Source organism: Pseudomonas qingdaonensis (assembly GCF_018398475.1).
GTDB lineage: Bacteria > Pseudomonadota > Gammaproteobacteria > Pseudomonadales > Pseudomonadaceae > Aquipseudomonas > Aquipseudomonas palmensis.
In genome coordinates this window covers 3,832,231-3,845,752 of the sequence record NZ_CP074676.1, presented here as the reverse complement: position 1 = coordinate 3,845,752, position 13,522 = coordinate 3,832,231, and the positions used below count along the sequence as shown (strand labels likewise).

Below are 13,522 nucleotides of genomic sequence, written 5' to 3'. Positions count from 1 at the left end.
ATCAATCTTCCTTCCAGGAGGCCAAGCGCGCGTAATAGTGCTCGATTTGTGAGTGTAGGGAGTCGGGTGCAGCTGCATACGCGCCGTGTACCACGACCGGGTTCAGCCAGCGCATGCTGCAATAGATTGCAGTTGCGTGGAGGGGTTGAGCTAACACCGAGAAACCTGGGTGATTGCCTATTTGGAAATGATCGTGCTCGCCACCCGTCGTGACGGCCCACAGCAGACTCTTGTCTTTGAGGGCGACAGAGCCTTTGCCGTATGCCCAACCGTGAGTGAATACTTTATCGATCCATAACTTCAAAAGGGGCGGGGAGCTGTACCAATACATCGGATGTTGAAATACGAGCAGCTGTGCTTGATCGACTGCTCTCTGTTCAGCCTCAACGTCGATATTGAAATCTGGATAAAGGTCGTACAGGGAGCGTACGACTATGTCCGGATTGCTGGAAACGCGTTCGAGCATTGCTTGATTAACAAGTGATTTTTCGGGATAGGGATGAGCGTAAATGATAAGAATCAAGATGACCTCCAGGATGTCCGTTAGGTCAATGAGCGATAGACCCCACACCACGTTAAGGATGGTTTTGGTTCAAGCACTTTGAAGCCAATTAATGTGTTTTGAATGAAAAAGCCCTTCCTGGAGAAGATGCCAAGTCCCAAGGAACGAGATGCACCAAATCCAGAAAAGGCTTGATTATCAGGGCAGCGCTTTATTCGCCTGCTTGTAGCTTAAGCACCTTTTCTGCGGTGAGCGGCTCTCCTGCAATTCCCCAACTGCCGCTTTTGACTTCCTCGAAAAGAACCCAAGTGACAGCGCGCATGTTTTCACCCTCAACAGAGACCATAGCCTCAGTAACTTTGTGAATCGCCTCGGTTTTTTGTTCTTCCGTGAAAACGCCTTCGATACCTTTAATAATGACTAACGGCATAGTGTGCTCCATTTCAGTAAGGGCTATAGGTCAGTACCGAAGACGCCCGTATCTTCGTGACTTTGGGGCGCGGGCTCTATCCGGTCTTTACAGCAGACATGACTGGTAGGCTCCGCACTACGACAGGCTTGCCCACGCAGAACTCAACGTAGGCTGTGCCTTAAAGCAATTACGCTTCAGCCGGAACCCGCTGAGCAGCGTTAGCGTAAGTCGGATAGTCGGTGTAACCCTTGTCAATCGAATCGCTGACGCCGTAGTAGGTTGCGCGATCGCCTTCCGCCAATGGCCAACCGTTCTGCATACGCTCTACCAAATCAGGGTTGGCAATGTAGGCGGTGCCGAAGGCGATCAGGTCGAGTTCACCTTTGGCCAGTTCAGACTCTGCGATCTCTTTGGTGAAGCCGCCAGCAGCCATCAAGGTGCCTTTGTAGGCTTCGCGGAAGGCGGCGCCGAAACCCGGAGGTGTTTGCGCGGCGAGGATGGTTGGTTGGTAGTTCAGGTGAACGAACGCTAGTTCCCGTTCATTGAGGGCTGCCGCCATGCTCATCCAGGTTTCTTCTTCACCTTCGTACACGCCGAAGTCATACAGGCGACCAAACGGCGAGAAACGTACACCAATCTGGGAACCACCGATTTCAGCAGCAATTGCGTCAATGGTCTCCAGCAGGAAGCGCTGACGGTTGGCAATGGAGCCACCGTACTGGTCGGTTCGAGTGTTCAGGGCGCTGCTCAGGAACTGATCGAACAGAAAGCCGTTCGCCGCCATGATTTCGATACCATCAAAACCTGCGTCCATTGCCATCCGCGCAGACTTCACAAAGTCGGCGATGACGCGTTTTACTTCCTCAGTTTCCAGAGCACGTGGTGCGCTGGGTTGAACCGGGCCTGATTTGCCAGGTTCGATCCACGCATACACCGTGGTATCAACCGCAGGCACCGTACCCGAGGAGACCGGCACCATGCCATGCACCGAGACATGAGACATGCGGCCAACGTGCCAGAGCTGCGCAAAAATCTTCCCACCCTTGGCATGCACGGCTTCAGTGACTTTGCGCCATCCAGGCAAGTGCTCATCTTCGTAAATGCCAGGGGTGTACAGATAGCCGCGAGCCTCGTCGGAGATAGGCAGGCCTTCGGTGATCAGCAAGCCGGCAGAAGCACGTTGCGCGTAATACAGTGCGTTGGATTCATTTGGAATGTTGTTCAGGGTACGGGTGCGGGTCATCGGCGCCATGACAACACGGTTTTTCAGCGCAATGCCTGACAAATCGTAAGGGGTGAACAGCTTATTCATGATTAATCTCGACGTCGTTAAAGATTTGAAGGGCGGAGAAAGATTTATGACTTGTCGAAGGCGTCGAGCACGTGAGTGCTGTAGACCAGCGCAGCCCCTGCGTTCATGTTGATTGCTACGCCCAAAGCTTCTGCCACCTCTTCAGTAGTAACGCCGAGCTTTTTGGCCTCTGCAGCATGAAAAGCGATGCAGCCATCACAGCGGGTAGTTACCGCTACGGCTAACGAAATCAGTTCGCGTGTTTTGGCGTCCAACTGATTTGTTTTCGCGCCAGCACCTCCTAGCGAAGCCATACCTTTCAAGGTCTCAGGGGACAGGCTATTCAGCTGTACCAGGCGGGCGTTGATGTCTTGACGAGTTTGCTTCCAATCTTGCATAGGATTCTCACGTGGGCGTTAACGCCCTGCAGGTTCACGGGGATAAAATTTGAATATGCATATACGCTACCATCTAGTTGGTAGGCGTGCAACGAGAAAAGCGACAATCGGTGTTGTCATGACATTTTGAAGGTGGCTACGGGCGGCATGCAGCTGAAGAGCTAGGGTGGCTGGGCGGCTTTAAATCTGCTATTGATGACCTACCTAGTGAATGGTAGCGTTTATGTGGAGGGCCGATCTCGGACGTGCGGCGCCCAGCGCTGTCAACCCTCCCAAAAGCCCTATAGTCAGTAGGAGTCGCTGATGAACTACCTTGCACATCTCCACTTAGGCGGTCAGGAGCCACAGCAGCTGCTGGGGAGTCTTTATGGGGATTTTGTAAAGGGGACTTTTTTAGGAAATTTCTCTACGCAGACTGCAGAGGCAATCAGGCTACATCGCCGAATTGATGCTTTTACGGATTCCCATCCACTGGTTATAAGGGCGCTGGAGCGATTTCCTGTGACAAGACGTCGCTACGCGGGTATCGCTCTCGACATGTTTTTTGATCATTGCTTAGCGCGGGATTGGGCGCGATACGCCGATCAGCCCCTGGACGTTTTTTCTCAAAAAATCTACCGACTTTTAAAGGATGAGCCCGCGTTGCCGGAGCGCTTGGCCAAGATCGCGCCATTGATTATTTCGGAAGATTGGCTTGGCGCGTATAGGGATTTTTCGATGATCGGACATGGGCTGGAAGTCATTTCCCAGCGCCTATCCCAACCAGAAGGCTTGCGTGGGGCATACGAAGAGCTGACAGCGCTGTATGAGCCGCTAAGTGCGGATTTTCTAGAGTTCTACCCACTGCTGTGGCAGTACGCCCAACCCGATTCGGAATTAGGAAAAACACTACCAATTCCGTTGGTTAGCGTTTAGACCAAGCAGCTCGTCTGAATACAGAGAGCTGCCTCTGAAGCTGATTTAGTCTGGAATAAAATCAAGCGGTACTTCGCTTGTCGATTTTATTTCTTCCATTGCAAACATGGACGTGATGTTCGCCACGGGTAACTGACCAATGATTTTTTTATAAAGTACGTCATAGGCTTGGATATCTGGCAAGAAAGCGCGGATCAGATAATCAACCTCACCGCTCATCCGATAGATATCAACAATTTCTGTCATATCGCGAGTCGCTTGATAGAAACGATCTATCCATTCAATGGAGTGCTCTCTAGTTTTGATCATGATGAACACTGTCACTTTTGCATTCAGCGTGGTTCTGTCCAGGATGGCGACACGTTTCTTGATGAAACCTTGCTGTTCCAAGCGCTGAATTCTGCGCCAGCAAGGCGTCATGGAGAGCCCGACCTGCTCTGCGAGCTCGGTTACGGGCTGAGTAGCGTCGCGCTGAAGAGCCGCCAAAATTCGACGATCGATACGGTCTAGACGGGAGGAACGATCCGGCAGCTTTGAAGAACTGGTCATTTATACAGCCTCGAAAAAATATTGCACGGATAGAGAAAACATTGGAAGTGGCTTCCAAGTCAAGAGGTTGAGGTGTGGAAATTTTGCAATAGTTTACCTATTGTCAAATGGTAGTCTTTTTTCAACAGCGAGACGGATCGAGCGGAGTGCTTCATCAAGGAGAAAAAAAGAGGCGCGTCCCAGCCCCAAAGCAGGCGCGCTGAAAATAACAAGAGGCTCAGAGGGCCATCCCCTCAAATCTGCGCATGGCCAGCGCATCACTGGGAGATACCGATATGATTTTCAAACGTATGGGCATGCGTCTGTTACCGGCATTGGTTCTAGTAGGAGTGGTTACCGGATCATCAGGCGTTTACGCCGAGGGTGAGGGGGATGGCATATGGGCCGCAGCCCAAAAATCTGGATCTATTCGATGTGGCACGGCGGAGGCTCCGCCCTACATCATGAAAGACCCGGCTACCGGGGAGTATTCAGGTTTCTTTGTCGACGCATGCAGAGAGTTCGCCGAAATACTGAAGGTCAAACCCGTCTTTGTGGACACCAGTTGGGACAACATGATTGCTGGCTTGCAATCCAGAAAATGGGATTTGGCACCGGCACTTACGGCTACCCCGCAACGTGCGCTCTCTATCGTGTTCTCGAAAAACCTTTCAGCTACCGAATCGACCTTTATTTACAACCAGAAAAATCCCAAGACGAATCAGCCTAAGGGAGTTGCTGATATCGACCAACCGGGAGTCACCATCGCGGTGTCATCTGGCACAGCTCAGGATAAGTCTTTAACGGCCATCATCAAAAACGCATCGATCATGCGGCTACCTGGCCCCGACGAAATCCGTTTAGCGGTTATGTCAAAACGAGCTGATGTGATTTTCGATACGTCGGCAGCTAATGACCTTTTCGCTGCTTCGCATACCGATTGGGCTGTAGTTCTTAGACCTGTGCCAGCGATCGATAAAAAAGGTGTTTCGTTCGGCCTACGGCGCGATACCTCATACGCTGATCTTCAAGTATTAGACCTTTATATCAATGATGCCGTCACGACCGGTCATATGGATGAGCTAATCAAAAAAGCTATCGCACACGAGACTAAGTAATTTTCCTAGTGATCGGTAGTAGCTGTCTGAATTTGGAGTAGAAGCTAATGGCAAATGCAAACTATCTCGTAGAAATGAAGGGGCTGCACAAGAGCTACGCAGGCGGCGTAAAACCTGTGCTGCAAGGTTTGGACATTAGCATGTGCCCTGGTGATCGGGTCGTCGTAATTGGGCCGAGTGGTGGCGGAAAAAGTACGTTGCTACGAGTGTTGATGGGTCTAGAAGATATTGATAAGGGCCAATTACTGTTTCAAGGTAAAAACTACATTACGACTGATAAGTTCGGAAGAACCGTAATTGATAAGGATATTCGCCGTAACATTGGTATGGTTTTCCAGCATTACACTTTGTTCCCGCACCTGAATATTTTACAAAATCTGACGCTTGCGCCGATCAAGGCTCGGGGAGAGTCAAGACAATCGGCAGAACAGCGAGCACGTGGTTTGTTAGTCAGATTTGGATTGGAAGGAAAGGAAAAAGCCTATCCAGCCCACCTGTCTGGTGGACAAAAGCAGCGAGTGGCCATCGCCAGAGCTTTAATGCTTGACCCAAAATTGATGCTGTTCGACGAAGTTACGTCGGCTCTTGATCCTGAGCTTGTCGCTGAAGTCGAGCAAGTCATTATGCATTTGGCTGAACAATCCATGCCTATGGTTATAGTGACTCACGATATGCACTTTGCCAAAAACATTGCCTCCCGGGTGATCTTCTGCGCTGGCGGCGTAGTGGTCGAAGACGGGCCTCCTGAGCAGGTACTCGGTAGGCCGAAGGAAGCTCGAACGAGAGAGTTCATTCAGCGAGTCTTTCATATTGGCGAGACTGAAGGAGTCAAACGTGAACTATCAATTTGATTTGTTCTTTATCGCGAACGGGCTCTGGCCACTACTGAAAGGGTTAGTCGTAACCCTACAGCTCACCGTGGCGGCGAACATTATAGGATTGACTCTGGGTTTCGTTATTGCGCTCCTGGTAATGAGCCCCAATCCGATACTCCGTTGGCCTTTCACTCTGTTTATTGAGTTCTTTCGCTGTACTCCTGCGCTTGTCCAGATCGTATGGTTTTTTTACTGCATACCGATCATCTTCGATGTTTACATAGACGCATTGACGATGGGGATCTTGGCAATTGGACTTAATCTCGCAGCATTCAACGCAGAAGCGTACAGGGCGGCCATTCAGGGAGTGCAAAGTAATCAGTACGATGCGACTATTGCGTTAGGTCTCTCTCCGTTTCAACGAACAGTCTATGTAGTCTTGCCCCAAGCATTTCGCTCGGCTCTACCCGTGTTGGTTGCAAATGGTATCGGCGCTTTTCAGCAAACGGCACTCGTTGCGATCGTCGCCTTGCAAGATCTAATGTACATGGGGAAAATCTTGGCCACCGATACCTATCGCCCTATCGAAGTGTTCACGGTTATTGCACTCATATATTTTGCGATATCGTTCCCAATATCTCAGCTCGTAGAATACATAGAGCGCCGCGGTAAAGCGGAAAACTCATGAGGACGCGGCCATGGAATTAGATTTTTCAGTAATCTTCGATTACAAGGCTGCGCTGCTTTTTGGCCTTTTATTAACTCTGAAGCTTACAGCAATCTGTGTGGTATTGGGTTGCGCTTTAGGCTTTATCGTGGCCATAGCTCGCAGCTCAAAAAACAAAATTATATATGGGATTAGTACCGTATATGTGGCGCTGTTTCGCGGCACTCCAGTGCTCATTCAGTTGTTTTGGATGTTTTTCTGCTTGCCTCTGGTATTGGGTGTTGAACTCTCGAACCTGACTTGTGGAATCATCGCGCTTACGTTGTATATGGCGGCGATAAGCAGTGAGACGTTCCGTGCATCGTTCAGTTTCGTTAGCAAAGAACAACATGATGCGGGGGTTGCTCTCGGACTGACTTACCGTGTCCATACATTGTACGTTCTTCTACCGCAGGCGCTCCTCAGAGCGGCTCCCACGCTTTTATCTAATTGCACTAGCTTGTTTAAGGAGAGTGCACTCGTCTCCGCCGTGGGTATGGCTGATTTGATGTTCGTTAGTCAAAATATATCTAACCGAACAGGGCATCCGGTGGAGCTCTTGACCGCTGCTGCAGTAATTTATTTTGTAATTGCGTTTCCTATTACTCGCGCTGTCACGGCGCTGGAGCGGAAAATTTTGCATACCATGGCTATTTAGTTAAGCAAAAAACCAACCCTTTGTGGCGATTGAAAACAGTTAATAAATTAAGCGCTCGTAGCGAAGTAGGATGACTATGTTTAATGGCGATAGACCTTTCATTAGCGGACAAGAATCTGAAATCAACCATTCAATGTGGTCTGCGACCGGTGGGGAAAAGCCAGAAAGCGTGATTCTGGCGCGGCAAGAGTCCTGCGATGTCTTGATCATTGGCGGCGGATTCAATGGCGTGACTGCTGGGCTCCACTGTGCAGAACGCGGCGCTAGGACAATATTGGTTGAAGCCCAAGAAATTGGTTCTGGTGCTAGCGGACGGAACGCGGGTCAGGTAAATCCTGGTCAGTTTCTCTCGCCCGAACAAATTCTTCGTGCGCTCGGCCCGGATTACGGTCAGCTCTTTTTGAAAGAGTTGGGCAGCGCGCCTGACGTCGTCCGTCAACTGATACGCGATTACGGTATTGACTGTGCCGCTGACGAAAGGCCTATCATCCGCTGTTCAACGTCTCCTCAGAAAACACGAGAACTCGAAACCCAGGCCTCGGATTGGCAAGCCTTGGGCGCGAATGTTCAGATGGTCTATGGCTCTGAACTCGAAGAGATGAACGGATCGACCCGATATAAAGCTGCACTGATCGATCATCGCGGATTTACGCTTCAACCCCTTGCCTACGTGCGCGGGTTAGCGCGAGCCGCAGTCGCCAGAGGTCTTAGAATTTCCGTCGGCTCTAAAGTGACATCCCTGGAGCCTTTAGGTAACGGATGGGTTGCCACCACCGGCAATACGACAATAAAAGCCGACAAGGTCATTCTCTCAACCAACGCATACAGCAATGATCTGGTACCAGGTTTCAAAGAAGAAATAATGCCTCTTGGTGCTTTTGGTATCGCCACTGCAGATCCGCTGCCCCCTGAGTGGAGAGAGCGAATTTTGCCTCACTACATCGCCATGTGGGACACCCATAAGATACCGCTTTGGTTCAGATATGACCCAGTTGGACGCCTACATGTTGGATCTATTGGATTCCTTCCCATTCATTCGGAAGGGGATAACTGGGTAAACCGCGCAATGAAGTTTGTCTACCCTTTCGCGCCTACATTCAAATGGGGCTATCGGTGGTCAGGCACGCTTGGCCAAACGGTCGACAGATTGCCGCATCTCGTTGAACCGCGCCCGGGTATCTTTGCAACCATCGGATGCAATGGGCGAGGCATTGCACCAAATGCTTATTTCGGAAAAATGCTGGCTCAAATCGCACTCGGCGATGATGTAATCACTCCGTTGCCACTGAGAAAGTCTACGAAATATCCAATGCGTGAGATCGCTTTAGAGGCATATGACGCGGGAATTCGTTTTTATCGTAATACGTTACTTTTTACGTAGCTAAAACGAAAAAAACTCGTGGTCTCGGTGGTGTAATAGGAGGTTGTCGTTCGCGCGATGGCTAATCATTGGAAAATACTTCCAATAGATCGTATTTTTTTAGAATTTTATTCAGCTTTTTGTGACTTTATCGGTGAAGTTTAGAAACTGCTTTTGGTGTAGGAAGAATACACTGACTTCATCGGGCCCAATTAGCTAAATCGCGAAAAGGATGGCCTCCAGGGCTGTTTGCGACGAGATGACCTGTATTTCGGATCTATGTAGATAGGTGAAGAAAAATGAGTGTGAATTCAACAGAATATAGTGCTCTAGATGAATTGGCGTCCAGGGTACAAGCCGATCTCCACGTTCTAAGATTTCCTCATGACCCTTGGGTGCTGACCAAGACGCACCCTAGCGGCAAGCATGTTTATGACGTTGCGATCATTGGGGGAGGCCAAGGCGGGCTGGCAATCGCTGCGGGCCTTCTGCGCGAACGGGTTGATAACATCGTTGTTTTCGATCGGCAGCCTAAGGGACTGGAAGGCCCTTGGAACAATACTGCGCGGATGCGTACTTTGCGTACCGTAAAGCATTTGCCAGGTATAGATGCGTCATTAACGAGTCTTGCACCTCAAGCTTGGTACACAGCCAAATACGGCGAAGAGGCTTGGGAAGCGCTGATCAAAATTCCGAAAGAAGACTGGCAAGAGTATCTTACATGGTGCCGCGATACGCTGAAGATCCCAGTCGAGAATCTTACGGGTGTCTCCAACGTCATTCCAGAAGGAAAACTGTTTCGACTAGAATTGAACAGATTCGATATTCGAGGTGAAATATCGGCTCGCGACGTTGTTTATGCTCGCAGAGTGGTTGTTGCAACAGGTGTTGATGGCAGCGGGGCGTGGCATGTACCCAAGTTCATCTCATCGGCATTGCCTAAGGATCGATATGCATCTTCAGGAGAGCATATTGATTTTTCCAAGCTTGTAGGGAAGAAGATAGCTGTTCTCGGCGCAGGTGCATCTGCATTCGACAACGCTTCGACCGCACTTGAAGCGGGAGCGTTAGAGGCGACTGTTTGTATCCGTCGCAAGGATATTCAGCGTATTAATCCTCAAATCTGGATGGCAAAAGCAGGGTTTCTTAATCATTACGCTGATATGGATAATTCCCTAAAGTGGAAATACATGCGGCATATGTTCAGGTACAACATTCCAGCTCCGCAGGACGCCTACAATCGATTGTCAGGTTTAGAAGGTGCGAGCGTTCGTACCAATGCGGCCTGGGAAGGGGTGAAACTCGTCATTGATGACGAAAAAGAACAAGTTGAGGTTACCCTTGCGTCTGGAGACAAGCTCAAGGTTGACTACTTGATAGTTGCTGTTGGGTTTGTGAACGATTTTTCACTACGCCCAGAGCTTTCAAGTATTGCCAATGACATAGCACTGTGGAAAGACAAATATAGTCCTGTCCAAGGGGAGGAAGATGCTCAAATATCCAGCCATCCCTACCTGGGTGAGAATTTTGAGTTTGTCGAAAAAACGCCTGGTGAAGCCCCCTACATTAAGAATATATTCAACTTTACCTATAGCGCCCTTGTAAGCATGGGGCTTTCCGGTTCGGCTATCAGCGGGTTTAGATATTCGGTTCCTCGCGCGGTGCGTGGTATCACGAAATCGCTATACCTTGAAGATGCTGAAGAGATTTATAATAAATTCACCGATTATGCCGAGCTTGAGATGGTAGGGGTTGTTCCGTTCAGCAATTCAACTCAAACAAGAAAAATTTTCGCTGATTGAATTATTTGTCCTTGCTTGGCTCATGAAAGGTATCGCTAGTCGATACCTTTACTGACATAAAATTATAAATTGTTAATATCCATTAATAATGGATAGGGATTTTTTTATGCGAAATATTTCAACTTTGTTAGCCCCTTCTGCCGTTGGCCCTTATTCCCAAGCAGTCTGCCATGGTGAATATCTATTTGTTTCGGGGCAGCTAGGCATTGACCCAGACAAAGGAGAGCTGGTGGCGGACGATGCCTTGCTTCAAATGAAACAGTGCCTCAGCAATATCTCAGCGATTGCTGAAGCGGCGGGTACCGGTATATCAAAAACTATCAAAACAACAATAATGGTCACGAATCTAAGTGATTTTGCGAAGTTGAATGAAGTATATGCTACTTATTTCTCTTCTCCGTTCCCTGCTCGCGCCACATTCGAGGTTTCCGCACTACCAAAAGGAGCCCTCGTTGCAGTAGATGCCATTGTCGCGCTGGACTGAATGTTGAATCAGTAGCCAAATACAGGATATTTATGAATCTTAATCTCGGTAATCAGGATAAAGAGTGGACTCGCTGGGCGATCGGCGTGTTGCAGGGGGATGCCAATCGCTCTGCCGATACACATCTGATTCCTTTAGATTTTAATGGGCTGCCTGGGATATCGATTTATCTGAAGGATGAGTCTACTCACCCTACAGGCAGTCTGAAGCACCGCTTGGCACGATCGCTTTTCCTGTATGGCATATGCAATGGCTGGATAAAGAAAGGTACTTTGTTAGTCGAGGCATCTTCTGGCTCAACAGCTGTCAGTGAGGCGTATTTCGCTAAGCTCCTAAATCTGCCCTTTACTGCAGTAATGCAGCGTTCCACCAGTTGCCAAAAAATCGATGCAATCAATCGGTTAGGAGGAACATGCCACTTTGTTGACAATCCTGGGGCTATCTATACGGTCGCCGAGCAACTTGCTCGTGAAACGGGCGGTCATTATTTAGACCAGTTTACAAATGCAGAACGCGCTACTGACTGGCGTGGCAACAATAACATCGCCGAAAGTATATTTTCGCAAATGGCGATGGAGAAAGATCCTGAACCAGCTTGGGTAGTTATGAGTGCCGGCACTGGAGGAACGTCAGCTACAATCGGAAGGTATATCAAGTATAAGCATCTGAACACTCGACTTTGTGTAGTTGACGTTGAGCATTCTGCTTTCTACGAATCCTACGATACTGGGGATAAAGCGAGCACTTGTTCCACTCCCTCTCGGATCGAAGGTATTGGTCGGCCTAGAGTGGAGCCTTCGTTCATCCCTGATGTCATCGATCACATGATAAAGATTCCAGATGCAGCCTCACTTGCTGCCATGCACGTTCTTTCAGAGCGGCTATCACGTCGAGTTGGTGGTTCTACGGGGACGAATTTCTTTGGTGTTTGTTGCATTGCGGAGCAAATGCGCTCACAGAAGCAGACAGGGTCGATAGTATCGGTAATTTGCGATTCGGGAGATCGTTATGCCTCTACGTATTACGATGCTGACTGGCTTAAAGAAGCCAATATTGACATAAAACCTTATGAAAAATATTTGAATTTGTTTCTCGACGGAAAGAGTTCGGATGTGTCACTGATCAGTCTATGTAAAAATATATGCGGCAGTAGTGTTGTGGCTCATTGTTAGTTATTAATAATGTGATGACTCTTATGCAGGCTTCAAATGTTTAGGCACCTGGTTCTTAAAAACAGGTGCCTTTCGGTGTGCGCCAATCGGTTTCTTGGGGATCAGCCGACGATCACTTCGCTGATCTGGATGACGGGCTTGAGACTGGTGTAATTGGCGACGTCCGCTCCGATAGCCTTGACATGCGGCCCGAATGCGGAAGTGAACGCGTCGAGTGATTCGAAGAAGAGATGACCTATCGCAATGTAGGTCGGAGCACTTCCAGGCACTGGGCCTTGAAGTCCTTTTTCAATAGTGAAGTGACTGCAGGCCCCGGCCATCTTCTGCTGAATCATCGTCATATGCTGCTCACGATAGTAATCGAAGTCGAAGGTTGCGCCAGCTTCATTCGGGTACAGTATGCTTACGTCAATCATTGGGTGTATTTCCCTGGTTTATTGATTAAACGGCGGCAACACCAACAGGGCGTTCGCCTGAGATGGTTGTTCGATGCATGAGGCGTAGGTGGCCGTCGTAGCCACCCTCTGCATTGTGAAGCGTGCAGCGGTTGTCCCACAGAGTAAGCATGTTCGGCGCCCATCGGTGACGGTAGACATATGTCTCCTGCACCATGTGCTGATACAAATAATTCAGCAGTGCCGTTGATTCTCCATGAGTCAGACCCTGAATACCCTGCGTGTAGACAGGGCTCACATAGAGGGATTTGCGACCCGTTACGGGATGTACACGTACCAGCGGGTGCGGCCAGGTTTTGTCAGCGTCTTCACTGACCACTATCTTCATTGAGCGCGCTTCAGTCTCTTTTGCGAACAGGCCATTTTTGCCATAGGGCATGCTTGCAGAATGTATCGCGACAAGATGATTCATGAGTCCCTTCATCGTCTCAGACAGGTCATCGTAGGCACGATAGCCGTCGGCAAAAAGCGTATCGCCACCTACGGGCGGAGTGATCTTGGAATGTAGGATGGTTCCCGCCGGCGGCTGTTCCTGAAAGCTCCAGTCTGAGTGCCACTGGGCACCAAAGTTAACTGCCTTTTCATCAGCCTCGCGTCTGAGTTCGAGAATGTGCGGATGCGCCTCCATCGGGAGGATATATGGGTCTACGCCGAACTCACCAAACTGAAGCGTGAACGCTTCCAGTTGTGTGTGGGAGAGCGGCTGATCCGGGAAGTAAATTACCGAGTGTCTTGCCCACGCTTCCTTCACCTCACTTAGTACAGCTGCCGTGAGTGGCTTATCAATCGAGATACCAGTAATCCTGGCGCCAAAACCGTAAGCCTCGGGTTCCACCTGAATATGCCTAAAGTTGCTGTCCATCATCGCAGTCCCTTTCTCTCGTTTTTATAAATAAATCACAGGAA

At 49.4% G+C, this 13,522-nt stretch carries 16 protein-coding genes; 9 read left to right on the top strand and 7 right to left on the bottom strand.

The window, feature by feature from the left end:
• Position 1 precedes the first annotated feature (1 nt).
• From kefF to KH389_RS17395, 4 genes are all read right to left on the bottom strand, one after another.
• Positions 2-523 (bottom strand): glutathione-regulated potassium-efflux system oxidoreductase KefF, encoded by a 522-nt coding sequence (gene kefF / locus KH389_RS17410; RefSeq protein WP_213605904.1) that lies wholly within the window; start codon positions 521-523, stop codon positions 2-4.
• 190 nt (positions 524-713) lie between these two features.
• Positions 714-932, bottom strand: coding sequence for a tautomerase family protein (locus KH389_RS17405; RefSeq protein ID WP_213605903.1), 219 nt, complete (start codon positions 930-932; stop codon positions 714-716).
• 169 nt (positions 933-1,101) lie between these two features.
• Positions 1,102-2,226: an alkene reductase gene (locus KH389_RS17400; RefSeq protein ID WP_213605902.1), complete on the bottom strand. Its 1,125-nt coding sequence runs from the start codon at positions 2,224-2,226 to the stop codon at positions 1,102-1,104.
• Positions 2,227-2,270: 44 nt separating this feature from the next.
• Positions 2,271-2,603 (bottom strand): carboxymuconolactone decarboxylase family protein, encoded by a 333-nt coding sequence (locus KH389_RS17395; RefSeq protein WP_008015729.1) that lies wholly within the window; start codon positions 2,601-2,603, stop codon positions 2,271-2,273.
• 303 nt (positions 2,604-2,906) lie between these two features.
• Between KH389_RS17395 and KH389_RS17390 the strand changes: the two genes are divergently transcribed.
• Complete coding sequence (locus KH389_RS17390; RefSeq protein WP_213605901.1) at positions 2,907-3,518, top strand: acyl carrier protein phosphodiesterase; 612 nt, start codon at positions 2,907-2,909, stop codon at positions 3,516-3,518.
• 45 nt (positions 3,519-3,563) lie between these two features.
• On the opposite strand, the gene KH389_RS17385 is transcribed toward KH389_RS17390, so the two are convergent.
• Positions 3,564-4,067 carry an Lrp/AsnC family transcriptional regulator gene (locus KH389_RS17385; protein WP_150750594.1) on the bottom strand — a complete coding sequence of 168 codons (504 nt, stop codon included), beginning with the start codon at positions 4,065-4,067 and terminating at the stop codon, positions 3,564-3,566.
• A 275-nt stretch (positions 4,068-4,342) separates the two neighbouring features.
• Here KH389_RS17385 and KH389_RS17380 point away from each other — a divergent pair, with 275 nt between their 5' ends.
• The 8 genes from KH389_RS17380 (at position 4,343) to KH389_RS17345 (ending at position 12,161) form a co-directional block, all read left to right on the top strand.
• Positions 4,343-5,164: a substrate-binding periplasmic protein gene (locus KH389_RS17380; RefSeq protein WP_213605900.1), complete on the top strand. Its 822-nt coding sequence runs from the start codon at positions 4,343-4,345 to the stop codon at positions 5,162-5,164.
• Positions 5,165-5,211: 47 nt separating this feature from the next.
• A complete protein-coding gene (locus tag KH389_RS17375) occupies positions 5,212-6,015 on the top strand; it encodes an amino acid ABC transporter ATP-binding protein (protein WP_007987612.1) in 804 nt (267 codons plus the stop codon).
• Complete coding sequence (locus tag KH389_RS17370; RefSeq protein WP_213605899.1) at positions 5,999-6,667, top strand: amino acid ABC transporter permease; 669 nt, start codon at positions 5,999-6,001, stop codon at positions 6,665-6,667. The genes KH389_RS17375 and KH389_RS17370 overlap by 17 nt, the downstream gene beginning before the upstream one ends.
• Positions 6,668-6,677: 10 nt before the next feature.
• Positions 6,678-7,343, top strand: a complete 666-nt coding sequence (locus KH389_RS17365) for an amino acid ABC transporter permease (protein WP_213605898.1) — start codon at positions 6,678-6,680, stop codon at positions 7,341-7,343.
• Positions 7,344-7,413: 70 nt separating this feature from the next.
• The gene (locus KH389_RS17360) at positions 7,414-8,724 is read left to right on the top strand and encodes an NAD(P)/FAD-dependent oxidoreductase (protein WP_244988646.1); all 1,311 of its coding nucleotides are present in this window, start codon (positions 7,414-7,416) and stop codon (positions 8,722-8,724) included.
• 278 nt (positions 8,725-9,002) lie between these two features.
• Positions 9,003-10,505 carry an FAD-dependent oxidoreductase gene (locus KH389_RS17355; protein WP_213605897.1) on the top strand — a complete coding sequence of 501 codons (1,503 nt, stop codon included), beginning with the start codon at positions 9,003-9,005 and terminating at the stop codon, positions 10,503-10,505.
• A gap of 106 nt (positions 10,506-10,611) precedes the next feature.
• A complete protein-coding gene (locus KH389_RS17350; protein ID WP_213605896.1) occupies positions 10,612-10,989 on the top strand; it encodes a Rid family detoxifying hydrolase in 378 nt (125 codons plus the stop codon).
• 32 nt (positions 10,990-11,021) lie between these two features.
• On the top strand, positions 11,022-12,161 hold the full coding sequence (locus tag KH389_RS17345) for a PLP-dependent cysteine synthase family protein (RefSeq protein ID WP_213605895.1): 1,140 nt from the start codon (positions 11,022-11,024) through the stop codon (positions 12,159-12,161).
• A gap of 101 nt (positions 12,162-12,262) precedes the next feature.
• On the opposite strand, the gene KH389_RS17340 is transcribed toward KH389_RS17345, so the two are convergent.
• Complete coding sequence (locus KH389_RS17340; RefSeq protein WP_213605894.1) at positions 12,263-12,577, bottom strand: EthD family reductase; 315 nt, start codon at positions 12,575-12,577, stop codon at positions 12,263-12,265.
• 25 nt (positions 12,578-12,602) lie between these two features.
• Positions 12,603-13,478 (bottom strand): TauD/TfdA dioxygenase family protein, encoded by an 876-nt coding sequence (locus tag KH389_RS17335; protein WP_244988645.1) that lies wholly within the window; start codon positions 13,476-13,478, stop codon positions 12,603-12,605.
• Positions 13,479-13,522: the final 44 nt, after the last annotated feature.

Excerpts from the sequence above, each read along its gene's own strand:
- KH389_RS17405 (WP_213605903.1), bottom strand. The coding sequence starts at position 932 with ATGCCGTTAGTCATTATTAAAGGTATCGAAGGCGTTTTCACGGAAGAA.
- KH389_RS17400 (WP_213605902.1), bottom strand. The coding sequence starts at position 2,226 with ATGAATAAGCTGTTCACCCCTTACGATTTGTCAGGCATTGCGCTGAAA.
- KH389_RS17395 (WP_008015729.1), bottom strand. The coding sequence starts at position 2,603 with ATGCAAGATTGGAAGCAAACTCGTCAAGACATCAACGCCCGCCTGGTA.
- KH389_RS17390 (WP_213605901.1), top strand. The coding sequence starts at position 2,907 with ATGAACTACCTTGCACATCTCCACTTAGGCGGTCAGGAGCCACAGCAG.
- KH389_RS17385 (WP_150750594.1), bottom strand. The coding sequence starts at position 4,067 with ATGACCAGTTCTTCAAAGCTGCCGGATCGTTCCTCCCGTCTAGACCGT.
- KH389_RS17380 (WP_213605900.1), top strand. The coding sequence starts at position 4,343 with ATGATTTTCAAACGTATGGGCATGCGTCTGTTACCGGCATTGGTTCTA.
- KH389_RS17375 (WP_007987612.1), top strand. The coding sequence starts at position 5,212 with ATGGCAAATGCAAACTATCTCGTAGAAATGAAGGGGCTGCACAAGAGC.
- KH389_RS17365 (WP_213605898.1), top strand. The coding sequence starts at position 6,678 with ATGGAATTAGATTTTTCAGTAATCTTCGATTACAAGGCTGCGCTGCTT.
- KH389_RS17360 (WP_244988646.1), top strand. The coding sequence starts at position 7,414 with ATGACTATGTTTAATGGCGATAGACCTTTCATTAGCGGACAAGAATCT.
- KH389_RS17355 (WP_213605897.1), top strand. The coding sequence starts at position 9,003 with ATGAGTGTGAATTCAACAGAATATAGTGCTCTAGATGAATTGGCGTCC.
- KH389_RS17350 (WP_213605896.1), top strand. The coding sequence starts at position 10,612 with ATGCGAAATATTTCAACTTTGTTAGCCCCTTCTGCCGTTGGCCCTTAT.
- KH389_RS17345 (WP_213605895.1), top strand. The coding sequence starts at position 11,022 with ATGAATCTTAATCTCGGTAATCAGGATAAAGAGTGGACTCGCTGGGCG.
- KH389_RS17340 (WP_213605894.1), bottom strand. The coding sequence starts at position 12,577 with ATGATTGACGTAAGCATACTGTACCCGAATGAAGCTGGCGCAACCTTC.
- KH389_RS17335 (WP_244988645.1), bottom strand. The coding sequence starts at position 13,478 with ATGGACAGCAACTTTAGGCATATTCAGGTGGAACCCGAGGCTTACGGT.